Origin of the sequence: Nannocystis pusilla (assembly GCF_026626665.1) — a bacterium.
Lineage (GTDB): Bacteria > Myxococcota_A > Polyangia > Nannocystales > Nannocystaceae > Nannocystis > Nannocystis pusilla.
This window is the reverse complement of sequence record NZ_JAPNKE010000002.1, coordinates 5158646-5182804: the sequence shown is the minus strand read 5'-3', so window position 1 is coordinate 5182804 and position 24159 is coordinate 5158646. Positions and strand designations below refer to the sequence as shown.

Sequence of the window (24159 nt, the reverse complement as noted above, 5' to 3'; positions counted from 1 at the left end):
CCTCGGCGTTGACGGGGCCCGGCCGTTCGCGCCAAAACCGAGGGAGCGTGATCGTCCCCGAAGCTTCCCTGACATCGCTCCGATTCCGGCGGCTGCGGGCCGTCAGTCGCTTGCTGGGGCTCGATGTCGTCGTCGACGGCGACGAGCTCGTGCTGACTCCCGCAGCGGCGGAGCGCTCGATTTCCTGGTCTTCGGGACAGGTTACGAGGTCGGAGACGTTCGACGTCCGCGCGGGCGCGCCGGAGCCGGGCGGCCTGTTCTGCCCGGCGATCTTCGCCGACGAGCCGGGACGCACGGGCCACGTCGAGCTGGCGGCGCCGGTGGTGCCGGGGCCGGCTCGTCCGCTCCTCGCCGCGCTGCTGGGCGTGTCCGAGGTCGACCTCGTGGCCCTCGGCGTCGACGAGCTGGTCGCGCGAGTCGAGCGCGCCGAGGCCGAGGGGCAACGATCGCGGGCTGGCGGCCGCGACAGCTGGTGTGGTGGTCGCTGCTGGCGCGGCGGTCGCTCGGGAGCGGGGTGACAGGGCGAGCGGTCAAGCCGCCGGGTGCGCCAGGTTGCCGCCGCCACCGCACTCCAGTCCTTCGGGACAGCCGCCGCAATCCAGCATACCGCCGCTGCTGCTGTCGATGACGTGGCGGTCGCGCATGTCGTCGGCCAGGAGGCATCGTCGGCCGAGTGTATGCGGCGACGAACCGTGCTCGCTGCCGCCGGCCTGCGCGGTGCGCGAGCAAGGCTGCGCCTCGAGGCGGCGCCCGCCGCGAATACGACGGGTCCGCCGCGACCTTCGATTGCCGAAAGGAGCTCTATCGATTCGACGGCTCGCGGAGGGCGACGGGACCGTCGAGATCATCGTCGCAAGAAATAGCGACGGGGAGCCGATCAGGGGACCACAGGAGGAGGCGGAGGAGCAGCCGGGGGCGGTTGGGCGGCGTCGGTCCGGGCGATGTTGGCGACCCAGCCCTGGGGCGTGCGGATGTAGACGACGCGCTGGTCGCAACCCGAGGCGCCGACCTGGGTGGCCCAGTCGTCGAACCACATGCCGTTGCCGCCGACGGCGAGGACCGTGAGGCCGATCTTGTCGGCGGGGCAATTGAGGTCGAAGCTGGCTCGCTGGGCGATCTTCTGGCGATCCTCCAGCCACGGGTCGGGGTTGAGCGTGAAGCCGTCGACGACGAGCTCCGGGGTGGGGCTGTGGCGGCAGCCGCCGAAGAGGGCGAGGACGAACGGGACGAAGAGGAGCGAACGCGGTAGGTGCATTGGTTCTCCGAGAGCGGCGGTTGGATGCAAAGAGACATCCGCAGTGCTCGTCGGGCGCGAAGGCCCATGACACCGAAGATGTCCGATGAGGCGGCTCGGAGTCTGGCATTCGCCCGCGTTCGCCGACCATGAGGGGCGGATGATGAAGCTCACGCTTCGCGGGGGCGGTAGGGCGTGCGAGCCCCTGACCGTGACGGCTTTTGCCGGCGACCACGAACTTGCGGGACGTCCTGGGAATGAAACTCGCGGCTTGAAACGGGCTCGGGGCAGTCGATGACCGCCGGCGATACGACCGGGATGTCATCCATTGGACGTCGCGCACGCGACGAGAGCTGCGGTCTCCCGCTCGAATTGCGAGCGAGGTGCTCGACCTCGGTCCGGTCCGCCGCGCGCGACTCGAAGGGCGGCCCGCGGCCGTCGCGGGCTCCTACAGGTGAGCGACGCGATGCGCGGCGAGTTGCCGCGCAGTCTCGCAGCGTGGGGCTCGAGCCGGCCGTCGCGGACGAGGCGGCACGGGGCCGGGTGCGTCACGCCGCCGGTCGCTCGAGGCTGGCGATGTCGATGACGAAGCGGTAGCGCACGTCGCCGGCCAGCAGGCGCTCGTAGGCCTGATTGATCTGCTGGATCGGGATGAGCTCGATGTCGCTGACGATGCCGTGCGCGGCGCAGTAATCGAGCATCTCCTGGGTCTCGGCCATGCCGCCGATGCCCGAGCCGGCGAGGCGCTTGTTGCCCCAAATCAGGCCCATCGCGCCCACCGGCGTCGGCTCCGGCGGGACGCCGACGAGCACCATCGTGCCGCCGACGCGCAGGGTGCCGAGGTACTTGTTGTAATCGTGCGGCGCCGAGACGGTGTCGATGATGAGGTCGAATTGGTTGGCGAGCCTGGTGAACGTCGCGTCGTCCTTCGTGACCGCGAAGGCGTGGGCGCCGAGTCGGCGCGCGTCGGCCTCCTTCGACGGCGAGGTGCTGAGCAGCGTGACCTCGGCGCCCATCGACGCCGCGAGCTTGACCGCCATGTGGCCGAGGCCGCCGAGGCCGACGACGGCGACGCGGTCGCCCTTCTTGCAGCCGTATTGCCGCAGCGGCGAGTAGGTGGTGATGCCGGCGCACAGGAGCGGGGCGGCGCCGGCGGGGTCGAGGCCGGCGGGGATCTTGAGGGCGAAGTGCTCGGGGACGACGATCCGCGTCGAGTAGCCGCCATAGGTCGGGGTCTCGCGGTCCATCTCGGTGCCGTTGTAGGTCTGCGCCGAGCCCTTCTCGCAGAACTGCTCGAGGTCGCGGCGGCACACCTCGCACTCGCGGCAGGAGTCGACGATGCAGCCGACGCCGACGAGGTCGCCGACGCCGAGCTTCGTCACCTCGGCGCCGACGCGGCCGACGCGGCCGACGATCTCGTGGCCGGGGACCATCGGGAAGAGGGCGCCGCCCCACTCGTCGCGCGCCTGGTGCAGGTCGGAGTGGCAGACGCCGCAGTAGAGAATGTCGATGAGCACGTCGTGCGGGCCGGGCTCGCGGCGCTCGATGGTGTGAGGGGCGAGCGGGGCGCTCGCGTGGGCAGCGGCGTAGGCGGAGGTCTTCAGCATGGGGTCGTTCCTCTCCTCGGGCTGGGGAGCGTAGGCGCCGGCCCGGACGGAGGAAACGCGTAGAATGCGAACACGCCATGTAGTAAATCTTCACGATGGCCTTCACGCCCCTGAACGCCCTGAACGCTTTCCTCGCGGTGGCGCGGCGCAAGAGCTTCGCGGCCGCGGCGACCGAGCTGGCGATCTCGCCGTCGGCGCTGAGCCAGTCGGTGCGCCAGCTCGAGGAGCGGCTCGGGGTGGCGCTGCTGTCGCGGACCACGCGGAGCGTGGCGCTGACGGAGGCGGGGCGGCGGCTGTTCGAGCAGGCGGGGCCGGGGGTCGAGCAGGCGCTCGAGGCGCTCAAGTCGGCCTCGGCGCAGGCCGACGAGGTCACGGGTCGGGTGCGCCTCACGGTGCCGGCGATCGCGGTGCCGTTCGTGATCACGCCGGTGCTGCCGCGGTTCGTCGCCAGCTACCCGAAGGTCGAGGTGGAGGTGCAGGTCGAGAACCTCCGCCGCGACATCGTCGCCGAGGGCTTCGACGCCGGGGTCCGCCTCGAGGAGTTCATCGAGCGCGACATGGTCCAGGTCCGGCTGACGCAGCCGTCGCGCTTCGTCGTCGCCGGCGCGCCGGCCTACCTCAAGCGGCGCGGGGCGCCCGAGGCCCGAAGGACCTGCTGGCGCACGAGTGCATCAGCTACCGCTCGTCGACCACGCGGGCGCTCTACGCCTGGGAGCTCGAGCGCGGCAAGAAGAGCTGGCGGATCCCCGTGCAGGGCTGCGTCACCACCAACGACGAGCGCGTGATGCTGGCGATGGCCGAGGCCGGGCTGGGGCTCATCTACGCGTTCGAGCCGACGATCCTGCCGCAGCTCCGGCGCGGCAGCCTGCGCCTGGTGCTCGAGCCGTTCGCCGCGGCGGTGCCGGGGCTGTTCTTGTACTTCCCGAGCCGCGCCCAGGTGTCGCCGGCGCTGCGGGCGTTCATCGACACCGCGCGCGAGGTGACCACGGCGCTGCGCAGCAGGAGGGCGAGGGCGCGGCGCCGCGGTGAGCTCCACGCGAGGGTGTGCGGACCCTCGACGCGACTGGAAGCGGCTCGACGCGCTGGCGAAAGAGATCTCGGCGAGCGAGGGACTCGCGCGTCGCGCCCTGCAGATCCGCCGTCGCAATCGCGAGCGCTCGGTCGGGCGGCCAGCGCTCGCGGCCGCGGACGAGGCCGACGTGTCCGGGCGATGCGTGTGGCGCCAGGAGCGCGCCGGCGAATTCCGACGCCGCGAGTTCCGCTGTGGAGGCGCCACGGGTCCGCCGGTTGCGGTACAAACCCGCCCCTCACGATGCCTGCCAGCGCCCCCAGAGTCGGGATCGATTTCGGCACCTCGAGCTCGGCGCTCGCGCTCGTCGACGCCGAGGGCCACGTCCGCTTCGCGCAGCTGCCGACGCTCGGGACGCTCGCGCCGAGCTGGCGCACGCTGCTGTTCTTCGAGCCCGACGAGCAGGAGGTCCAGCGACCGATCCTGTACACGGCCGGCGGCGAGGGGATCGAGGCCTACCTCGAATGCATGGGCGAGGGCCGGCTGCTGCAGTCGTTCAAGACCCACCTGACCACCGAGTCGATGGGGCGCACGCAGGTGGCCCACCACGCGATCGGGCTCGACGACATGATCGCGCTGTTCCTGCAGCGGCTGCGCGAGCGCGCCGAGCAGCACCTCGGGGTCGCGCTCGAGTCGGCGACGATCGGGCGGCCGGTGCACTTCGCCGGCGGGACCACGCCCGAGGCCGACGCGCTGGCGGCCGACCGTCTGCTGGCGGCGGCGCGCCGGGCCGGCTTTCAGGACGCGCGCCTCGAGTTCGAGCCCGTGGCGGCGGCGCATCACTACGAGCGCACGCTGACGCGGCCGGAGCTGGCGCTGGTCGCCGACTTCGGCGCGGGCACCACCGACTTCTGTCTGATGCGCATGGGCCCGACGGGCCGCGGCGACGACCGCGCCCGCGACATCGTCGCCACCGGCGGCGTCGGTGCGGCCGGCGACGACCTCGACGCGGCGCTCATCGAGAACCTCGTGTGCCCGGCGCTCGGCAAGGGCGATTCTTATGTGGAGATGGGGAAGGAGCGGCTGATCCCCAACTCGTATTATTACAAGCTGGCGCGCTGGCATCACCTGCCGTTCCTCGCCGGCACCCGCGTGCGCGCCGAGCTCGAGCGCCTGCGCCGCGGCGCGCGGCACCCCGAGCGGATCGCCAAGCTGATGCACATCATCGAGACGAACGGCGCGTTCCACCTGCACAAGGCGGTCGAGCGCACCAAGGTCGAGCTGTCGAAGAGCAAGCAGGCGAAGTTCGACTTCAGCGACGGCGAGATCGACATCCACGCGGCGGTGACCCGCCGCGACTTCGAACGCTGGATCGCCCCGACCACGGCCTCGATCGCGGCCTGCCTCGACGACACGCTGGCCCGCGCCGGGGTGACCCCGGCCGAGGTCGACTGCGTGTTCATGACCGGCGGCACGGCGTTCGTGCCGGTCATCCGCGCGCTGTTCGAGGACCGCTTCGGCGCGGGCAAGCTGCGCAGCGGCGACGAGCTGATGTCGATCGCGTCGGGCCTGGCCCTGCGCGCGGCGGCCCCCGACCGGGGGTGAGCATCGCCAGCGGTCTGCGAGGAGGGTCGGCCGTGCGACGGACGTCGCGAGCTGCGACCTCCGGAAGATCCGCAGCGGGTTCTCCGGAGAACCTCGGCGAGGGCGCGGCGCGCTGCATTTTCGTGGCCGGCGCGGTCCTGCGGGTTAGGATGGCGGCCACCTCGTGAAGCGGCGTGACATCCTCGTCTCCGCGGGCAAGGGCGCGGGCTGGCTGGTCGCCGGGGCCTCGCTCGGCGCCTGTCGAACCGCTGGCCCCGAGCCGGCACATCCCGCGGCGAGCGAACCGCCGCCGGTGCTCGAAGGGTGGCTGGAGCGCTGGCTGGCGGCGTTCAACGATCCCGACCTGCGCACGTACAAACAATTTGTCGAGGCGCACGCGCCGACGGTGCGGCCGTACGTCGACGACGACCTGGGGGTCCGCGAGATCACCGGAGGCTTCGAGCTGCTTCGTTCGCAGGTGACGGGCCCGCAGGAGATCACCGCGTGGGTGAAGGATCGCGCGTGGGACCGGCGCTCGAAGGTGGTGTTGACCGCGGCCGATCGGGACAGGCTGGACGACATCGCCTTCGCCGGCGCTCCCGCGGAGGAGACGATTCCGCGGCTGGGCGAGGCCGCGGCGCTGGCCGCAGCGGAGGCGAAGCTCGGCGAGGAGGCGCGGGCCGGTCGCTTCAACGGGGCGGTGCTGGTCGCGCGCGGCGAGCAGGTGCTGCTCCGCGTGGGGCACGGCTCGGCGGACGACGCCCGGGCGGTCCCGGTGACGCCGTCGACGCGGTTCTGCATCGGCTCGATGGGCAAGATGTTCACCGCAGTGGCGGTCTTGCAATTGGTGGAGCAGGGGCGGGTGGACCTGGGCGACGCGCTGGCGAAGCACCTGCCCGACCATGCGAACAGGAGCCTGGCCGAGCGCGTGACCGTGGAGATGCTGCTGACGCACACGGGCGGCACCGGCGACATCTTCGGGCCGCAGTACGACGCCCACGCCGAGGCGCTGAAGACGACCGCCGAGCTGGTGCGCTTCTACGGGGCGCGTGAGCCGGTGTTCGAGCCGGGGTCGCGGTGGGGCTACAGCAACTACGGGTTCGTGCTGCTGGGGGCGATCCTCGAGCGCGTGACGGGCAAGCCCTACGATGTCGTGGTGCAGGAGCGGATCTTCGGGCCCGCGGGGATGCCGGCGACGTCGCCGAGCTTCGCGTCCGCGGGCGCGACTGCGATTCCGTACACCGGCGCGGGGGCGACGGGTCGCAAGGCGCTGCCGCCCTACGCGGGGCTGCCCGCCGGCGGCGGTTATTCGACGGTCGAGGACCTGCACGCGTTCGTCGTCGCGCTGCGCCGCGGCGCGCTGCTCGGGGCGTCGACCCTCGCGGCCATGACGGAGCCGCGAGTGGCGGCCGGGACGGCGCACTGGGGCCTCGGCATGGCGGTGCGGACCCGCAACGGCGCGAGCTTCTACGGGCACGGCGGCGGCGCACCCGGGGTCAACGGCGAGCTGGCGATCTACCGCGATTACGCGACGGTGGTGCTGTGCAACCGCGGGCACCCGGCGGCCGTCAACGCAGCCGAGTTCATCGGCGCGCGATTGCCCGCAGGGTGAGCGCCCCGTCCATCGGCCAGAAGACGAATGCGCCGAGTTGCCGCGCCGCGAGATGCGGCGCGCCTGCCCTGGGCGATTGTTTTGACCTCAGCTCGTGCGCGGCGGGGACCAGACCAGGGAGAGGCCGTCCTGCAGGGCGAGGGCGATGGCGAGGTCGCCGGTGGGGCCGGCCGCGTAGCCGCAGGCGTGCTCGCCCTCGCCGAGCGGCAGGCTCGCGGCGCCAAGCTGCAGCACGCCGGCGGCGTCGACGAAGGCGAGGTTGCGGACGGCCCCGTCGGCGGTGAACACCAGGGCGCCGCGGCACCACGGGCCGCTCTCGGACATGAAGTTGAGCTCGACCAGCCAGGCGGGCGCCTCGAAGCCGACCTGCGTGACTTTCGGGTAGTTGCCCGGGCGGTAGTCGGCGGCGGTGAAGGTCGCGGGGAGCGTGAACAGGTCGACGGCGGTCCGGTCGGGCCGGACGAGGCGCAGGCGGCGGTCGGCGGCGACGACCCAGCCGCCGTTTGCGACCGGCTGGACGAGGCCCTCGAGGCCGTGGGCGAGGGCGGTGGCCGGTTCGAGCTCGAGGGTCTTGCCGGGGCGCAGGTGCATGTGGCGCTCCTCGGAAGTGCCGTGGAGCAGGCGCAGGACGTCGCCCGCGCCGCTGCGATCGACGGCGGCGCCGCGCAGGTCGAGGCCCTCGGGCAGGCGGACGCGGGTCTTCTTGCCGGTCGTGAGCTGGACGCCGATCAGGGTGGCCTTGCCGTCGTGGACGATGGCGCGCAAGAACCAATCGTCGCACACGCCGAGAGTCCAGTCGGAGCTCCACAGGCCGCGGCGGGCGGCGTGCCACAGGCCGCGGTGGCCGACGCGCTCCTGCTCGCCGCTGGCGTTCTCGTAGTGGTCGATGCAGACGAGGCCGGCGGCGGTCGTGTACACGCTGGCGTTCATGGCCCGGGTGCGCGCGCCGACGTCGGTCGCGCGCAGGACCTCGCGGGTGGTCATCGGGGTCGTGGTGACGGTGCCGGACGGATCGATGCACGCCCACACGTCGTGGTCGGGCAGGCGCACGACGAGGTGCATGCGGCCGTCGAGGTCGCGGGCGAGCGGGTCGCCGTAGCTCGGGCGAGCGTGGGGCACGACGGGTCGCAGCACCAGCGGGGCCGCGGGTGGAGCGGCGGTGACGACCGGAACGGGGGCGGGCGCAGGCGCAGTCACGACTCGCTTCGCGGCTGCGCGCGGCTTCTTCACGGGGGCGTGCTCGGGCAGCGGCTGGTCGGCGTAGCGACCGACCGGGCCGAGCAGCGAGAGGTGCAGGCGCTGGCCGCCGCGCGTGCCGTAGACCCGCAAGGAGAGGTCGAGCTCGTCGCCCTTGACGCGGCACCACTCGACGATGTCGATGTGGCGGGCGTTCGCTTCGAGCACGCCGCTCACGAGGGTCGCGACGTCGGCGGCGCCGGGGCGACCGGCGATGAGGTCGGCCTCGAGGCGCTGGAGGAAGGCCTTGCCGCCCGAGAGAATGACGGGCTTGCCGCCCTTCACGTCGCGCACGCCGTTGACCAGCCGGACCATGCTGCCCCACGGGGCGCACTGCGAGGCGAAGGTGCGAGGGTAGTCCGGGAGGTCGGTCCAGTCGGTCACCGACGAGACGCTCGCACATGGGAACGGGGCGCGTCTACCGCCCGTGAGCGAGGTCGTCCCGGCGCTCGCGGTGAGCACCGGGGGCCGTGCGAGGTCAATGTCCTGAAAGACAGGTCGATGGGAGTCGGCCGGTGAGCCTGCGAATGTCCTCAAGGACATGTCGATGGAGCAGGTCGGGCGGTCGTGAGTGACTATGTCTCGAAGGACAGGTCGTCGCGGCCGACAGCGAAGCGCGCGAGGACGTCCTCGCAGGCGCGCGTGAGCTCGAGGGTGCACCAGTCGCTCCACGGGGCGCAGCCGACGGTCAGAGTCAGCGCTCCGTCGCGGATGAGGCGGCGCAGCTGCGGCGGATCGTCGGTGCGCAGCGGCATCGCGATCCAGCCGCGCCGCGCAGGGGCCCGAAGCGGCCAGGGGCGAAAACGCGCGGATGCGGCGAACCGTGAGGAACGTTGCCCTGGCGGCGGCGCGGGGCCGGCCGGGAGGACGCGAGGTTCGAGGTGCGCGCGGTCGAGGCATCGTGAATACTGCCGTTCCGCGCCATGAGACGCTCCGGCTGTCTTCTCGCCGTCCTGCTCCTCCTCGCGGTCGGGTGCTCGCGCAGCGGCCTGCGCGACGCCGGCGATCTGACTGCGTCGCAGCTCGAGGCGGCCGGGCAGTCGCGCTGCAGCGTGGTGAAGGACCCGGACAAGCCGCTCATCGTCGAGTGGTCGGGCATGGACGCGGCCGAGCTCGAGGCCAGGCTGCTGCGCGGGGTGGTCGCGGTGCGCTACGAGGATTGCGCGATGGAGGTGCTGCGCGGCTGTACGGCGCCCGGGCATTATTCGTATGCGCAGACCACGACCGGCTCGCAGAGCATTCACATCGGCTCGCTCGACGAACTTCTGATCAATATTCCGCTCGGGCTGGCGCAGCTCGGCGGACGGGTCGAGCGCGGCGAGGCGCTCGAGCTCGACATGGTGGTGGTCGGCCGCTACGAGGCGCCGCGGCCGGCGTACACGGCGGCGGAGCTGAGCGGCGGGCCGGAGTGCGCCCGCGCGACGCACGTGGTCACGGGCGTGAGCCTGGGGGCGTTTCGCCTGTCGTCGGTGGAGGACAGCGCGCGCAACGGCGGCGGGGCCGCGTTCTCGGGGGCGTCGGAGGACACGATCGAGGTGCTCAAGGAGTCGCCGCCGAACATGCTCGAGGCGTGCGCCCAGGTGGCGGCGGCCGACGACCCGCGCCGCAATGTCTGTACCGCGCCGATCCGCCTCGAGGTGGCGCCGATCTCGGCCCACGCGGAGGCGCTGGCAGGACCGCAGCAATTCCTCCGGCCGCCCGACCTGGACAAGCGCGAGGTGCAATCGATGGACCTGTCGGGCAGCCTGGCGGCCCACCAGGCCTACGACGTCGCGGTCAAGGTGCAGGCCGACCGGCGAGCGACGCCGGAGCGCCACACGGAGGCGTGGTGCACGCTGGCGGCGATCGAGCAGGACAATCCGTACCTGACGCAGGCGCGCGAGCAGTGCGACCGCTGGCGCGACCACACGTCGGCGCTGCGCCAGAGCGAGGCGCGGATGATCCTCGACTACGACAACCTGCGGGTGCTGCTCGAGCTGCGCGGGGTGCCGGTCGCGGCCCAGGAGCGCGCGGCGGCCAGCTTCCTGGTGACGCATTCGAGCCTGTCGGCGGACGCGTATCCGCGGATCCGCGCGGTCCAGCGAGCCTCGCGGCGGCTCGGCCGCGGCGACCGCACCAGCCTGCCGTCGTTCTCGACGGCGGCCGCGGGCGAACCACCGCCGGTCGACAGCCAGATCGGCCGGAGCCTGATCGACCGCCGCTCGTATCGCAAGGCCATCAGCGTGGGCTTCCAGCCGCGGTGGATCCCGCAGGGCTACGCGCTCGGCGGGACCGTGCTCGGTCGCGTGAATTACGTGCATGAGGTCGGCTTCGAGGTGGCCTACGCGCAATACGCCGGCTACGGGCCGCGCTGGCGCTATATCCTGGCGATGGCCCGCTACGAGCGGGTCTACCGCCCGCACAAGGTGTTCCGCCCGTACGTCGGGGCGTCGTTCGGGGCGCTGATCCCGATCGGGCCGATGACGTGCGCCCAGGGGCCGCAGCCGTGCGCGGCGCCGGCCGGGGTGATGACGGTGAACGGCGGCGCGCGAGTGTCGTTGACGCCGTGGCTGTCGCTGGTGGCCCAGGGCTTCGCAGGGGCGATGACGGCCCGGCCGTTCTTCGTGGGCGGGGTGTCGGGCGGGATCGAGTTCACGATCCCGACCGGCCGCGATTGGCCGCAGTAGGTCCCACGCGCGTCGACGACGATGAATCGGCCGCGGTCAGCCCCGCGGCGGGCGAGGCGCCGTGACCGACGATCAGGGGCATCCGGCCCCTGATCGCGGGTCGACTCGGGAGCGCGAACCGTCGCGCAGGCGCGACGGTTCGCCGGTCCACGAATGGACGCCGGTCTGCTCACCCGCAGACCACGGCCCCGTCGTCGGTGCCGCCGGGGAAGGTGCAGTCGAGCTCCAGCACGACGTTGCCCTCGGGCTGTTCCACGGTGAGCACGGCGCTGGTGAAGCTGACGTCCTGGATGTCCTCCCTCCATTTCAGATTGGGGCAGTCGGGGGCGCCCGGGATCGGGGTATCGGGCGCCTCGGTCCTGACGTCGAAGGACACGTTGCCGTTCTTGATCTCCGACGCGGGGATCGGCTGGAAACCGGTCAGGACGACTTCGGCGGGGTTCTGGCCCGGCGGCTGCGTGGTGCCCGACGGGTTGGTGCAGGTCGCGGTCACGTCCCCGGTGGCCACCAGCCGGATCACGAGGTCCTCGTTGCCGAGCCCCGCGAGAGCCCCGCTGGCGCGCAGCGTCAGGCCGGTGTCACGAAAGCTCGGCCCGGCGTTGGGGCCGCCCTTGAAGTGCACGCTGGCCGCCAGGGCCACCGAGGTCGCCAGCACGCCGGTGAGCGAAAGGGTGGAGGCGAGCGCAATGAGCTTGTTCCGAATGTCATGTACCATCACGCCGAACACTGTGTCCGAGGTTCGCGGCGGGTCCGGGTGATCCGGCCGGCAGTTCGATGCCAGTCACCGGCGACGCTCCGCCGATTGGAAGCCCATGCGGTGTGTTCGACGAGCGGCCGCGGTGGGGAACGGACGCTGCGTGAGCATCCCGATCGAGCCGCGACGCCGACGGCCCTACCATGAACACGTCGACGCCGGCGCTGCGCCCGTGTCGTCGTCCCTCCTCCCCGCCCGCGAACTCGAGTTCGTAGGTCTTTTCTCTTTAAAAGAATGAAAATCCATCGACTGCTCGCGCGGCTGCGGCGCGGCAGTCGCCGGCGCGCCGTCCTGACCGCGCGTCAGCGGTGACCGGCACGACAAGAGCGGCGAGCTGCCATGCGCTCGGTGTGCATATTCGGCCGAGTCTTGGCGAATGATGAGTGCGCAGTGCGGCGGGAATGGCCATTCGGCGGGCCCGTCGTCAATCACGATTGTCCAGCGCGGGACCGGTAGGCACGTGGTCACCCGAATCGGTGTCCTCAAGCTCGGCTTCGCTGCCTCGGTGAGCGTGCCGGGGTCGAAGTGATGGCCGACGCGCGCCGGCTCGCGGTCGCTCAGGACGATCTCCGCGGCGGTCGTCAGGAGCCGTGGGGGGCCGTGGGAGAGGTCCGGTGAAAGGGCCGTCCGGGTGCTCCTGCGCCGACTCGGCCGGGGTCGCGTCTGCGGCCTCGCCGGGAAGACGCGCTTGCCTGCGGCGGGCGGGCGTGCGAGCACGGAGGCCGCACGGAGTCGACGCGATGGGCCGCGATGTCTCGACGAAAATCATCATCTTCAGCGCGGCCGACGGCCGGGTCCGTCTGACGACCAAGAGCGGGGTGACGTTCGACGCGCGGTTGCTCCGCTGGGAGCACAAGCCGAAGCACGTGGCGGTGATCGAGCCGATCGGGTGCGCGGTGCGCTTCGGCGAGTTCGTGCCCGAGGTGCTGCGCGTGGCGATGGCCCAAATCGTCGATGCCGGGCGGGTCGAGGGTCCGCGGCCGCGCCGGACGTCGAGAAGTTACGCAAGGCGATCGAGTGGCCGGTCGAGCTGGGGCCGAAGGCGACGGCGGCGGCGGTGAAGCGCGCCGAGGCGGCGCTCGTGGCGGCCGACTCGTGTGAGTCGGCGTCGGCCGCGGTGCAACTGGCGATCGAGGCGGGGGCCACGAAGGGGCTGGCAGCCGCGGTCCAGCGCCTCACCGCCGAGGCTCGCAAGCAGCTCGCGCTGGCGGCCGCGGAGGCGGGGGCCGGCGAGGTGCTGGCGGCGCTGCTGCCCGACGCGGAGGTCGACCGGGACTGGCTGCTCGTGCGCGCGGCGGCGAGGGGCAGGCTACACAGCGTGGCGGCGCTGCTGGCCGCGGGGGTGGAAGTCGACGCCGCGGCGGCGCTCGAGCCGGGCGCCCGGTACTCGTCGGGCGAGGTGCGCTCGGTGCTCCATCATGCGGTGGCGCAGGGGCACCGCAGCGTGGTCCGCCAGCTGCTCGCGGCGGGGGCCCGCGTGACGGACAGCGCCGCGCTGACGTGGGCGGTCGTCGGCGCGCCGGACGACGTCGTCTTCGAGCTCCTGATCGCGTCGGGGCTCGACGTGAACGCGCGCGACCGCCACGGCGAGCCGCTGCTCCTGGCGCTCGGCCGCAACCGGCAGTACGCGATGCTGGCAGCCGCCATCGCGGCGGGGGCCGACGTGAACGCTCGCTATCCCGACGGGTCGACGTTGCTGCTGCACGCGATCGCCCTGGCGATGGAGCGCGACGCGTCGACGTTCTTCATCAAGGACCTGCTGCGCGCGGGGGCCGACGCGAACGCGGGTCGCCTGAACGGGCGCAATCCGCTGGCGCTCGCGCGCGTGGTGACCAGCGATCCGGGAGCGGACCGCGGCGAGCGCTGGATCGCCCAGTGGCTGGAGGTGGCCGGCGCCGTGGCGGTCGAGGACGCGGACGCCGTCGTCGTCGTCGCGTCGGAGAAGGCGCCGGCGCTGGCGATGTGGCAGGCGCGGATCGACGAGACGCAGGCGCGCGCGAGCCATTACGAGGTGGCGGGGATCCGCTTCACGCCGCAGCCGGGCGGGGTCCGGGCCGAGATGACGCAGGTGCCCGGACCGGAGTGGGGCGGGCTCGGCAGCGACACGATCGCGGCGGTCCGCGCGAAGCTCGAGCACCTGGTCGGGCCGCCGCACGACCGCGGGGACGAGTACAAGTCGACGTTCGAATATTGGTTCGTGGGGACGGTCGACGGCGCGAGCCTGGCGCTGCACGTGTGCGACTGGAAGGCGCGCGAGGTCGCGGTGGCGCTCGCGGTGCATTCGGACGCGGGGCTCCGTGAGCGCGTGGCGGCGGGGTTCCGCGAGCTGCTCACGATCTCGCCGCTGGCGCGGTTCCGCGACCGCTTTCGCTACGACGACGAGGCCGGCCGGGTGTACCGCAGCGACGGGCGCACGGCCCTCGCCGAGCTGACGAAGTCGCGGTGAGCGAGGTGAGGCGCCGTCGACGAGCGCAGCGTCGTCTGCCGGCAACCAGTCCCTGGCTGCTCACCGACGAGGCGGTCGCGCTCGACCCAGTGCGGACTCTGCGGAGCGCGGCGCGGCGAGCGAGGCGAAGCGTCGTCGGTCCGGCGACTTGTCTTTTGCTGCGGCGCGCGGAGCGATCCGGCGCCGGCTCGTGAATCGCGGCGCGTCGAAGCAATGTCGAATCGATGGCGCTGCCCTCCGCCGCTGGTCACCCGGCCGGGCGCAGGGCGAGGGTGCCGACGCGGGCGCCGTAGCGGCGGCTGTGGGCGTACCAGTCGATGTGGCCGTTGACGCTGTTGACGATCGTCTCGACGTACTCGGCGATGGCGGGCTCGTCGGGGTAGGCGGCCAGCAGCGCGCGGGCGACGTGGGCGAGGTCGACGGCGAGGGCGTTGACCTCGCGCAGGAGCGCGTGGAAGCGGGCGCGCAGGCTGGATTCGCGGCGCTCGGCCAGCAGCAGCACGTTGTCGAGCTCGGCGCAGGCCAGCTCCTTGGCCAGAGAGAAGATGTCGTTGACGAGGATGACGTGGCGGCAGGCGCCGGTCCGCAGCAGGCCGACGGGGTGGCGCTCGCGCTGCGCGGCGGTGAGGTCGACGCGCTTGAGCAGGAGGAACGACTCGAGCGACTGCAAATAGGAGATCGTCTGCTCGCGGTTGCACAAATAGGTGGAGATGGTGCCGCGATACGCGGCGTCGCAATGAGCCGAGTGCTCCCAGGTCATGGCCTCGAAGTAGTCGCGCATGCTGGCGACGAACCACCGCAGGTCGCCGCCTCCCTGCAGGGCCTCGGCGCGGATGTCGACGAGGGCGGCGCGGAAGGCGGAGAAGCGCGGAAATTCGGCCGCCTTGCGATCGAGGGCCGGATCGACGGGCAGGCCGGCGAGGGCCCGCTGGAAGGCGGCGAGGACGGGGGCGAGCTGCGCGTGCGAGAGGTAGTCGGCGCCGACGCGGATGTCGCCGAGGTTGTCGAGGGCGTCGTCGAGGGTGAAGATGAAGGCCTGCAGGCGGATGAACCACCGCGCCCGGCCAGGACGGACGTCGGGCAGGGTGTGGGCCGCCAGGGCCGCGAGCTGCGACAGGCGGAACTTGGCGGCGTAGCGCCCGGCGGCGTCGATGAGGCCGATCCGCTCGGCCCAGCGGACACACTCGTCCTCGCTGGCGTCGATCTCGGCGGGCGTGCCGAGCGGCGCGGGGCGCCCGTGGCCGGGCACCTCCATGCGCACGAGCGTGCCGGTCAAGCGATTGCCACGAACGGTCCCCAGGTCGAAGTCGATGCCAGTCATGATGCCGAATCAGCGACCGCGAGGACGGCAACGGATCAGCGGCGTATGCTCGCAGGAGCTGGCACGAGATTCCGTGAGCGAGGTGAAACCGCCGGCGGCGGAAGGCGGTCGGCGTCGGCGAACGCGGGCCGGGGTAGAGCCGCGGCGAACCTGCGAGCTCGAGGTTCGCCCGCAGCGTGATCGCGACCGCGATGTCCTCCCCTTGCTGGCGTGAGCCGTCGAGAGGGTGACACCGATCGCTCGGAGCTCGGGCGACTCGCGGTGCTGAGGGCGCACGCCGATGGACTGCATGACGCCGGCACGCAGCGCGAATGCTTCACTGGCGCTTCGGCCGGCCGGCCTCGCACACGCTCGCCGGGTCGGCGCGGGTGAAGTCGGCGGTCCAATTGGTCTCCCAGGCGCCGCCGTCGTACGAGAAGGCCTGCTCCCAGCGGGCGTGGTCGGCGTCGATCTTGGTCCAGCGGTAGCGGACCGCGACGGGGCGGCCGGCGTCCTCGTCGGGGCCGTAGAACTCGGCGCCACCACCCACACGCGCTCGCGCGCGGTCAAGCGCGGGGCGGCGAGGCGCGCCGACGATAGCGCAGGGTGAGGCCGCCGATCGGGCGCGACAGGCCGCCGGTGAGCAGGGTGAACCATCGCCGCGGCCGGGCGACGACCTCCCATTCGTAGTCGCGCAGCAGGGGCACGAGGATCGCGGCCAGCATGGCGTAGGCGAGCGGCCGGCCCGAGCACAGGTTGCGGCCGGTGCCGAAGGCGCCGAATTGCAGCGGCGTCGAGCCGACCGAGGGGCTCTGGTAATTGTCGGTGGCCATCGCCTCGAAGCGCGCGGGTCGATACTCGTGCGAGCCGTCGTAGCGGGCGGGGTCGAGGTTGACGAGGCCCATGCTGGCGCCGACGACGGTGCCCTTCGGCAGCTTGTAGCCGCCGAGGTCGAGGTCGCACATGGCCATGCGCCACAGGCCGCCGTTGCTGCGCAGGCGCATGCTCTCGTTGATCGCGCGGTGCAGGTGGACCAGAGTGCGCATGGCCGCGAGGTCCATCGGCGCGTCGGCGGGGAGCGCCGCGATCTCGGCGCGCACGCGGGCGAGGGCCTCGGGGTGCTCGACCAGGTCGGACAGCGTCGAGGCGACCGACATCGCGGTGTTGGTGTGGGCGCCGAAGATGGTGCCGAGGACGCGCAGGCCGAGCCAGCGGATGTCGTCCTTCTCGGCGCCCTCGCCCGAGGACATGTGATCGATGGCGAATTGCAGGAAATCGTCGTGCTCGCCGCGGTCGGCCAGGCGCGCGCACCTCGGCCTCGATGAGGCCCATCATGCGGTCGAAGGCGGCGCGACGGCGCCGCGCCGAGGCGGTCTCGATCGGGAGCATCATGCCGAGGATGCTAAAGTCGCTCTCGAGCACGTGCATCGCCTCGGCCAATTCGTCGGCGTGCCGCTCGGCGCCGCCGTGGCCGAGGACGTAGTGGGCGACGACGTGGAGCACGACGTCGTTGGCCATGCGCAGGCCGTCGAGGGTGCCGTGATCGCCCGGCAGCCGGCGCGCGAGCACCTGCGGCACGAAGGCGACCGTGGGCGCGACGTGCTTGCCGATGTACTTGACCGAGAGGCCCTCGCGCATCGACTTGTCGATCTCGGTGAACAGCTCGGGCTCGAGGATCCGCCCGACCAGATGCTTGTAGGCGGCGACGAGGCTGAGCTGATCGGGGGGCGTGCGAATGACCTGCTCGAACAGCTGGGGCGCGCCGACCGGGTCGACGAAGGTCAGGGTGGTGCCGAAGATCCGCGCGGAGAAGACGGGGCCGTGGCGGCGATGCCCGCGGCGCTGAAAGTCGATCGGGTCGCGCATGATCCCGAGAGTGTTGCCGACGAGCGGCAGGCCGAAAGTGCGGGGCGGGAGGGCGTCGGGCTGCGGCACGCGAGCAACGTAGCAGGCTGCACGAGGGGCCGCGCGCGCGGCGAGCCAGCCCCACGAGGGCGCGTCGGGCCTCGTCGGCGCGGGGACGGTGTCCTGTCAATGACCGTGCGTTTCGTCAAGCGATGCGGGGTGAGCCGGATCCGCAGGGCTCGCCCGCTGCCGAGGCGGGAGCGGGCTCCGATCGCCTCCGCGCGCCCGGGTGCGGTCAGCGGGGGTCGATGCGTGCTGCCCGGAGTGAGATGTCCCCGGGGACAGGCTTCACGAGGCGCGGCGCTCGGACGGCGGGGCGGTCGCGGAGGACATGTCTTCTCGGACATGGTCCGAGAGCCATGCCGGCAGCAGCGGCGACCTCGGGCCGGCGCTGGCCAGCCACAGGCGGTGGAGCGGGCGGGTGGTGGCGACGTAGAGGGCGCGGCGGGCGTCGGGGCGGTCGGGGTAGGTGGCGGCGTCGAGGTCGGGGACGACGACGACGTCGAACTCGAGGCCCTTGACGTCCTGGACGGTGGTGACCTCGATACCGGGGGCGAAGCGGAACTCGCCGTCGTCGACGACCAGGCGGGCCGGGAGGGCGCGGGCGAGGGCGCCGTGGAGGGCCAGGGCGGTCTCGACGTGGCGGCAGACGACGGCGACGTGGACGTGCGGGTCGTCGCGCGTGAGGGCCAGGAGGGCGTCGGTGAGGGCGGCGACCTGGTGGCAGGGGCTGTCGTGGCGGGTGACGAGGAGGTGGTCGCGGTGGGCGATGTCGCGGGGGCGCCGGGTCGGGTCGAGCACGGCGCGGGCGACGTCCTCGATGGCCGGCGGGCAGCGATAGCTGACGGTGAGCGCGGCGGTGGTGGCATCATCGCGGCCGAGCTCGGCGAGGACCGCGGGCCAGCCGGCGAAGGCGGTCGAGGCGTCGACCTGCTGCCGCTCGTCGCCGGCGACGGTGACGGTGCCGTCGGGGGCGACCGCGCGGGCCAGCAGCTCGAGCTCGATCGGCGCCAGCTCCTGCGCCTCGTCGAGGAGGATGTGTTGATAATGCGAGAGGGCGCCGTGCGGGGTGCGGTCGCCGCCGGTGAATCGACGGTGCAGGGCGAACAGGACCGCGAAGTCCTCGACGTCGATGCTGTCGGCGTCGGCGAGCGGGGTGCCGGCGTCGATCGGGCGGCCGTCGAGGGTCTGCAGGCGCTCGGCGTCGACGTGGCTCATGGCCCGCTCGGTGGTGGCGCTGAACTGGATCTTGGTGTGGGCGAGGACGTCGCTCAAAACGGCGGGGCCGAGCTCGTCGGGGGCGGCGGCGGCGGCCTCGGCCAGCAATTCGCGGTCGCCGTAGAGGTGCAGCAGGAGGTCGCGCAGGCCGGTGGCGTGCTCGCGGTAGCCGGCCTGGGCCTCGCGCATGGCGGCGGTGCCGGCGACGATCCGGGGGAGGATGTCGCGCAATGCGGGGTGACGCTTGAATGTGCGGACCCCGGGGCCGGCGTGCTCGCTGAGGCGGCGCGGCAATTGCGGGAACAGGCGCCGGGCCTGGGCGGTGACCCATCGCTCGAAGGTGTCGACCTGGACGCGCGGGACGCCGAGCTCGGCGAGCATGCGCACGGCCAGGCGCTGCAGGCCAGGGGTCGGCACGAGCATGAGGGCGCGGAACGGCCGGCGGGCCTCGTGGGCGGCGCGGGCGAGGAAGGCGAGGCGGTGCAGGGCGACGGTGGTCTTGCCGAAGCCGGCCTCGCCGAGGACGAGCAGCGAGCGCCGGGCCGCGAGCTCGACGGCGGCGCGCTGGTTGGGGTCGAGCTCGACGCGCGCGGGCGAGAGCGGGCGGGTGCGGCTCGCGGGCGGGCGCGGGGCGAGGCGCGGGCCGGGGCGGTCGTCGGCGAGCCAGCGGTCGGCGTCGTCGCGGCGGAGGCGGCGATCGGCGAGGTCGATGCCGACGAGCTCGCCGCCGCGGAGGTGGACGAGGTGGCGGCGGACGACGACGCCGCGGAGCAGGCGATCGTCGCGCTCGAGCTCGTAGTCGTCGCCGACGTCGCAGGTGAAGAAGACCTCGGCGAGCGGGGCGGTGCGCCAGTCGATCAGCGCCAGCTCGTCGCCGAGCCACGACCGATCGGCGAGGAGGACGTCGCGCTCGCCGGCGGAGGTGCGCACCCGCAGACGGCCGAAGTAGCGGGCCTCCGGCAGGGCGGCGGCGAGGGTGCGAAGGACGCGGCGCTCCTCGGCGAGCAGGTCGGACTCCGGCGGCGCGAGCGATCGAGTCATGGGCGAAACATGACACCGCGGTCGGTCCGCGCGAGCGAGGGCCCGGGCAGGGCAGGTGCGGATCCTCCGCGGCGCCGCGGCGGGCAGGACGATGCGCGGGCTGGTCGGCGGGAGGGAATGTGATATCGTTCGAATGATGGGTGAGCGAGGCGGCGTATTGGCCGGATTCGCGGCGCGCTGTCGCGGGTGAGCGAGCAGGGGGCCGGAGATCGCGGCAGGGCGGGGTTGCTCGGCGAGGCGGATGGTTCGGAGATCGCGTCGCTCGTGGCAAAGCGTGACGCGAGCGGCCGCTCGTCGCGGGGCGAGTCGAGCGGCCTGCTCGGAGCTGCCGACGTGAAGGGCGATGCGAGCGGTCTGCTCGAAGCTGCCGACATGAAAAGTGATGCGAGCGGCCTGCTCGGGGCTCGACGCTCCCGGTGGTTCGGCGACTCGTGGTTCGCGGGACCGGGGCGATGATGCGGGGAGCGGCTGCGCGCGTCGCCGCGGCGTCGTGGGGCTCTGGTACCCTGGCCGCGTGCTGTTGACGATCCGCAACACCCAGGCGCCGGCGGACGAGCTCGGGTGGCTGCTGCACAAGCACCCCGCGAAGATGCAGAGCTTCGAGGTCGGCTTCGGGCAGGTGCACGTGTTCTACCCGGAGGTGAGCGAGGCGGCCTGCACGGCGGCGATGTTGCTCGACATCGATCCGGTGCGGCTGGTGCGAGGCGGGTCGGAGCAGGCCGAGGGGTTGCTGGCGCAGTACGTCAACGACCGGCCGTACGCGGCGTCGTCGTTCATGAGCGTGGCGATCGCCCAGGTGCTGCGCAGCGCGCTGACGGGGCAGGCGAAGGCGCGGCCGAAGCTGGTCGACAAGCCGCTGGCGCTGACGGCCGCGCTGCCGGTGCTGGCGTGCCGCGGCGGCGAGGGGCTGCTGCGGGCGCTGTTCGAGCCGCTCGGCTACGAGGTGCGGGCCGAGCCGCTGCCGTTGGAGGGTGAGGACGCGGCGTGGGGGCGGACGCCGTACTTCGCGGTCGAGCTGCGCCGCACCGCGCCGCTGCGCGAGCTGCTGACGCACCTGTACGTGCTGATCCCGGTGCTCGACGACGACAAGCACTATTACATCGGCGACGACGAGGTCGAGAAGCTGCTGCGCTTCGGCGAGGGCTGGCTCGCGGGCCACCCGGAGCGCGAGTCGATCGCCCGCCGCTACCTCAAGCACCGCGCCAGCCTGACCCGCCGCGCGCTCGAGCGGCTGGCCGAGGGTGAGGCCGACGCGGCGGCGGAGGAGGCGGCGCTGGCCAGCCGCGACCGCGCCGAGGAGGCGCTCGAGCGGCCGCTGTCGCTCGACGAGGAGCGCATGCGTGCGGTCACCGAGGTGCTGGTCGAGAGCGGGGCGGCGCAGGTGCTCGACCTCGGGTGCGGCAGCGGCAAGCTGCTGGCCCGGCTGCTCAAGCTGCGCCAGTTCACGCGGCTGGTCGGGGTCGACGTGGCGCACACGGTGCTCGAGCGGGCGGCGCAGCGGCTGCACCTCGAGGACATGTCCGAAAGGACACGCGATCGGGTGGCGCTGCTGCACGGCTCGCTGGTGTACCGCGACGCGCGGCTCGACGGGTTCGACGCGGCGGCGGCGGTCGAGGTGATCGAGCACGTCGAGCCGTCGCGGCTCCCGAGCTTCGAGCGGGCGCTGTTCGCCGGGGCGCGGCCGCGGGTGGTGGTGATCACGACGCCGAACGCGGAGTACAACGCGAAGTTCGCCGGGCTGGCGGCGGGGCAGCTCCGCCACGCGGATCACCGCTTCGAGTGGACGCGGGCCGAGTTCGCGGCGTGGGCCGGCGCGGTCGGCGAGCGCCACGGCTACGCGGTCGAGCTGCGGCCGGTAGGTCCGGTCGATCCGGAGCTGGGGGCGCCGACGCAGATGGGAGTGTTCCGGCGATGACTTCGCTCGTGATCCCGGAGCTCGCGGTGGTGGCGATGATCGGGGCCAGCGGCTCGGGCAAGACCACATTCGCGCGCAAGCACTTCAAGCCGACCGAGGTGCTGTCGTCCGACTTCTGCCGCGGCCTGGTGTCCGACGACGAGAACGATCAACAGGCGACCGGCGACGCGTTCGAGCTGCTGTTCACGATCGCCCGCAAGCGGCTCGACCGCCGGCTGCTGACGGTGATCGACGCGACCAACGTGAAGACCGAGGCGCGCAAGTCGGTGCTGGCGCTGGCGCGCGAGAAGCACGCGATGCCGGTGGCGATCGTGCTCGACGTGCCGACGAAGGTGTGCCTCGAGCGGTCGCAGCAGCGCAGCGATCGTTCGCTCGGAGCGCCGTTGATCCGCCAGCAGTGCAGCCTGCTGCGCCAGTCGCTGCGCGAGCTGAAGCGCGAGGGTTTTCGTTACGTGTACGTGCTGCGCGGCGAGGAGATCGAGGCGGCGACGGTCGAGCGGGCGCGGCTGTGGAGCGACCGCCGCGAGGACCGCGGGCCGTTCGACATCATCGGCGACATCCACGGCTGCTTCGACGAGCTGCTGGCGCTGCTCGGCCGGCTGGGCTACGCGATCGAGGGCGAGGGCGAGGCGCTGCGGGTGACGCACCCGCAAGGCCGACGGGTCGTCTTCCTCGGCGACCTGGTCGACCGCGGGCCGAAGATCGTGGAGGTGCTGCGGCTGGTGATGGACATGGTCGCGGCGGGGGCGGCGTTGTGCGTGCCCGGCAACCACGAGATGAAGCTGCACCGGTACCTGCGCGGCTCGGACGTGAAGCCGAACCACGGGTTCGCGGAGACGGCGGCGCAATTGGCCGCGGCGCCGCCGGAGTTCGGCCGCAGGGTCGAGCGCTTCATCGATTCGCTGGTCAGCCACTACACGCTCGACGGCGAGCGCCTGGTGGTGGCGCACGCGGGGCTGAAGGAGTCGCTGCAGGGGCGGGCGTCGGGGGCGGTGCGGCAATTCGCGCTGTTCGGCGAGACGACCGGGGAGACCGACGAATTCGGACTGCCGGTCCGCCACGACTGGGCCCGCGAGTACCGCGGGCGGGCGATCGTGGTCTACGGCCATACGCCGGTGCCGGTCGCCGAGTGGCTCAATCGCACGATCTGCGTCGACACCGGCTGCGTCTACGGCGGGGCACTGACCGCGCTGCGCTACCCCGGATGGGATGGTGGCAGAGCCGGCGCGGCGGGTCTACTGCGAATCGGTGAAGCCGCTGCAGCCGCCGCCGGACCGCTCGGCCCAGCAGGAGCACGACGCATTGCTCGACCTGGCCGACCTGCTCGGCAAGCGCAACCTGTCGACGCGGCTGCGGCCGAGCCTGACGATCTCCGCGGAGCACAGCGCGGCCGCGCTCGAGGTGATGAGCCGGTTCGCGGTCGACCCGCGGTGGCTGATCTATCTGCCGCCGACGATGTCGCCGAGCGAGACGTCGCAGCGCGAGGGGCTGCTCGAGCACCCGGCCGAGGCGCTGGCGTACTACCGCGAGGCGGGCGTCGGCGCGGTGGTGTGCGAGCAGAAGCACATGGGCTCGCGGGCGGTGATGATCGTGGGCCGCTCGCCGGGGGCGCTGGCGCGGCGCTTCGGGGCGCAGACCGCCGCGCACGGGGTGATCTACAGCCGCACGGGCCGGCCGTTCTTCGCCGAGGCGGCGCTCGAGGCGGCGCTGCTGGAGCGCGTGGCGAGCAGCGCGACGGCGATCGATCTGTGGGGCGAGCTCGACACGGATTGGTTGTGCCTCGACTGCGAGATCTTGCCGTGGTCGGCCAAGGCGCAGGCGCTGCTGCGCGAGCAGTACGCGCCGACGGGGGCGGCCGGCGAGGCGGGGCTCCAGGCGAGCGTGGCGGCGCTGCGGGCGGCGGCGGCGCGCGGGGTCGAGGCGGCGGGGCTGCTGGCGGCGCACGAGCGGCGGCTCGAAGATGTCCGCAAGTACAGGCAGGCGTACCGCCGCTATTGCTGGCCGGTCCAGGGGCCGGGCGACTACAAGATCGCGCCGTTCCACCTGCTGGCGAGCGAGGGCCGGGTCCACGTCGACCGCGATCACGTGTGGCACATGGAGACGCTGGCCCGGCTGTGCGCGGCGGCGCCGGAGATGCTGCTGGCGACGCCGTATCGGGTGGTGGATACGGAGGACGAGGAGGGCTGCGCGGCGGTGATCGAATGGTGGGAGCAGCTCACCGCGGCGGGCGGCGAGGGGATGGTGGTCAAGCCGTTCGACTTCGTGGCGAAGGGGCCGAAGGGGTTGATGCAGCCGGCGATCAAGTGCCGCGGGCCGGAGTACCTGCGCATCATCTACGGGCCCGAGTACACGGCGCCGGAGCACCTCGGGCGCCTGCGCGCCCGCGGGCTCGGGAGCAAGCGCTCGCTGGCGATCCGCGAGTTCGCGCTGGGGATCGAGGCGCTCGAGCGGTTCGTCCGCCGCGAGCCGCTGCGCCGCGTGCACGAGTGCGTGTTCGCGGTGCTGGCGCTCGAGAGCGAGCCGGTCGATCCGCGGCTGTGATGATTTGGCGATCACGCGGGCTGCGGTGATTCGCGCCGGCTTTGCTCGTTGACGGGGCGGGGCGATCGCTGGCAGCGTGCGGCATGCCGTC

Annotated in this window: 17 protein-coding genes and 2 pseudogenes; 10 read left to right on the top strand and 9 right to left on the bottom strand. The window is 72.7% G+C overall.

The features are described from left to right. Positions 1 to 110: 110 nt before the first annotated feature. On the top strand, positions 111 to 518 hold the full coding sequence (locus OV079_RS22915) for a hypothetical protein (protein ID WP_267770987.1): 408 nt from the start codon (positions 111 to 113) through the stop codon (positions 516 to 518). Between the two features lie 359 nt (positions 519 to 877). On the opposite strand, the gene OV079_RS22910 is transcribed toward OV079_RS22915, so the two are convergent. Both OV079_RS22910 and OV079_RS22905 read right to left on the bottom strand, forming a co-directional pair. Next, a complete protein-coding gene (locus tag OV079_RS22910; protein WP_267770986.1) occupies positions 878 to 1255 on the bottom strand; it encodes a hypothetical protein in 378 nt (125 codons plus the stop codon). A 527-nt stretch (positions 1256 to 1782) separates the two neighbouring features. Beyond that, positions 1783 to 2841 carry an NAD(P)-dependent alcohol dehydrogenase gene (locus OV079_RS22905; protein ID WP_267770985.1) on the bottom strand — a complete coding sequence of 353 codons (1059 nt, stop codon included), beginning with the start codon at positions 2839 to 2841 and terminating at the stop codon, positions 1783 to 1785. 95 nt (positions 2842 to 2936) lie between these two features. Here OV079_RS22905 and OV079_RS22900 point away from each other — a divergent pair. The 3 genes and pseudogenes from OV079_RS22900 to OV079_RS22890 all read left to right on the top strand — a co-directional run. Continuing rightward, positions 2937 to 3844, top strand: a pseudogene (locus tag OV079_RS22900) (LysR family transcriptional regulator); the annotation flags it as partial. Between the two features lie 309 nt (positions 3845 to 4153). Next, positions 4154 to 5455, top strand: coding sequence for an Hsp70 family protein (locus OV079_RS22895; RefSeq protein ID WP_267778619.1), 1302 nt, complete (start codon positions 4154 to 4156; stop codon positions 5453 to 5455). Positions 5456 to 5618: 163 nt separating this feature from the next. Further along, positions 5619 to 7046: a serine hydrolase domain-containing protein gene (locus OV079_RS22890; RefSeq protein WP_267770984.1), complete on the top strand. Its 1428-nt coding sequence runs from the start codon at positions 5619 to 5621 to the stop codon at positions 7044 to 7046. An 87-nt stretch (positions 7047 to 7133) separates the two neighbouring features. On the opposite strand, the gene OV079_RS22885 is transcribed toward OV079_RS22890, so the two are convergent. Beyond that, positions 7134 to 8666, bottom strand: a complete 1533-nt coding sequence (locus OV079_RS22885) for a hypothetical protein (protein WP_267770983.1) — start codon at positions 8664 to 8666, stop codon at positions 7134 to 7136. Between the two features lie 191 nt (positions 8667 to 8857). Then, on the bottom strand, positions 8858 to 9037 hold the full coding sequence (locus OV079_RS22880; protein WP_267770982.1) for a hypothetical protein: 180 nt from the start codon (positions 9035 to 9037) through the stop codon (positions 8858 to 8860). Between the two features lie 168 nt (positions 9038 to 9205). Here OV079_RS22880 and OV079_RS22875 point away from each other — a divergent pair, with 168 nt between their 5' ends. Beyond that, positions 9206 to 10948 (top strand): hypothetical protein, encoded by a 1743-nt coding sequence (locus tag OV079_RS22875; RefSeq protein WP_267770980.1) that lies wholly within the window; start codon positions 9206 to 9208, stop codon positions 10946 to 10948. 169 nt (positions 10949 to 11117) lie between these two features. Here the strand turns inward: OV079_RS22875 and OV079_RS22870 are convergent, their stop codons facing one another. After that, entirely contained in the window at positions 11118 to 11603 is a 486-nt protein-coding gene (locus OV079_RS22870) for a hypothetical protein (protein ID WP_267770979.1), read from the bottom strand. An 839-nt stretch (positions 11604 to 12442) separates the two neighbouring features. Here OV079_RS22870 and OV079_RS22865 point away from each other — a divergent pair. Together OV079_RS22865 and OV079_RS22860 are read left to right on the top strand one after the other, a co-directional pair. Next, positions 12443 to 12763, top strand: coding sequence for a hypothetical protein (locus tag OV079_RS22865; protein ID WP_267770978.1), 321 nt, complete (start codon positions 12443 to 12445; stop codon positions 12761 to 12763). Continuing rightward, positions 12760 to 14148, top strand: coding sequence for an ankyrin repeat domain-containing protein (locus OV079_RS22860; RefSeq protein WP_267770977.1), 1389 nt, complete (start codon positions 12760 to 12762; stop codon positions 14146 to 14148). The genes OV079_RS22865 and OV079_RS22860 overlap by 4 nt, the downstream gene beginning before the upstream one ends. A 247-nt stretch (positions 14149 to 14395) precedes the next feature. Here the strand turns inward: OV079_RS22860 and OV079_RS22855 are convergent, their stop codons facing one another. The 4 genes from OV079_RS22855 to OV079_RS22840 form a co-directional block, all read right to left on the bottom strand. Beyond that, positions 14396 to 15469 (bottom strand): terpene synthase family protein, encoded by a 1074-nt coding sequence (locus OV079_RS22855; protein ID WP_267770976.1) that lies wholly within the window; start codon positions 15467 to 15469, stop codon positions 14396 to 14398. 316 nt (positions 15470 to 15785) lie between these two features. Further along, a complete protein-coding gene (locus OV079_RS22850) occupies positions 15786 to 15998 on the bottom strand; it encodes a hypothetical protein (protein ID WP_267770975.1) in 213 nt (70 codons plus the stop codon). A 16-nt stretch (positions 15999 to 16014) separates the two neighbouring features. Then, a complete protein-coding gene (locus OV079_RS22845) occupies positions 16015 to 16749 on the bottom strand; it encodes a cytochrome P450 (protein WP_267778618.1) in 735 nt (244 codons plus the stop codon). Positions 16750 to 17641: 892 nt separating this feature from the next. Next, the gene (locus OV079_RS22840; protein ID WP_267770974.1) at positions 17642 to 19612 is read right to left on the bottom strand and encodes an ATP-binding domain-containing protein; all 1971 of its coding nucleotides are present in this window, start codon (positions 19610 to 19612) and stop codon (positions 17642 to 17644) included. 186 nt (positions 19613 to 19798) lie between these two features. On the opposite strand from OV079_RS22840, the gene OV079_RS22835 reads away from it, so the two are divergent. The 3 genes and pseudogenes from OV079_RS22835 (at position 19799) to OV079_RS58395 (ending at position 24068) form a co-directional block, all read left to right on the top strand. Beyond that, positions 19799 to 20068 (top strand): hypothetical protein, encoded by a 270-nt coding sequence (locus tag OV079_RS22835; protein WP_267770973.1) that lies wholly within the window; start codon positions 19799 to 19801, stop codon positions 20066 to 20068. A 58-nt stretch (positions 20069 to 20126) separates the two neighbouring features. After that, entirely contained in the window at positions 20127 to 21527 is a 1401-nt protein-coding gene (locus OV079_RS22830; protein WP_267770972.1) for a 3' terminal RNA ribose 2'-O-methyltransferase Hen1, read from the top strand. Next, a pseudogene (locus OV079_RS58395) lies at positions 21524 to 24068 on the top strand (polynucleotide kinase-phosphatase). Before OV079_RS22830 ends, OV079_RS58395 begins: the two are co-directional and overlap by 4 nt. Positions 24069 to 24159: the final 91 nt, after the last annotated feature.

Coding starts and splice junctions, on each gene's coding strand:
- OV079_RS22865 (WP_267770978.1), top strand. CDS start 12,443: ATGGGCCGCGATGTCTCGACGAAAATCATCATCTTCAGCGCGGCCGAC.
- OV079_RS22875 (WP_267770980.1), top strand. CDS start 9,206: ATGAGACGCTCCGGCTGTCTTCTCGCCGTCCTGCTCCTCCTCGCGGTC.
- OV079_RS22905 (WP_267770985.1), bottom strand. CDS start 2,841: ATGCTGAAGACCTCCGCCTACGCCGCTGCCCACGCGAGCGCCCCGCTC.
- OV079_RS22880 (WP_267770982.1), bottom strand. CDS start 9,037: ATGCCGCTGCGCACCGACGATCCGCCGCAGCTGCGCCGCCTCATCCGC.
- OV079_RS22895 (WP_267778619.1), top strand. CDS start 4,154: ATGCCTGCCAGCGCCCCCAGAGTCGGGATCGATTTCGGCACCTCGAGC.
- OV079_RS22855 (WP_267770976.1), bottom strand. CDS start 15,469: ATGACTGGCATCGACTTCGACCTGGGGACCGTTCGTGGCAATCGCTTG.
- OV079_RS22910 (WP_267770986.1), bottom strand. CDS start 1,255: ATGCACCTACCGCGTTCGCTCCTCTTCGTCCCGTTCGTCCTCGCCCTC.
- OV079_RS22840 (WP_267770974.1), bottom strand. CDS start 19,612: ATGACTCGATCGCTCGCGCCGCCGGAGTCCGACCTGCTCGCCGAGGAG.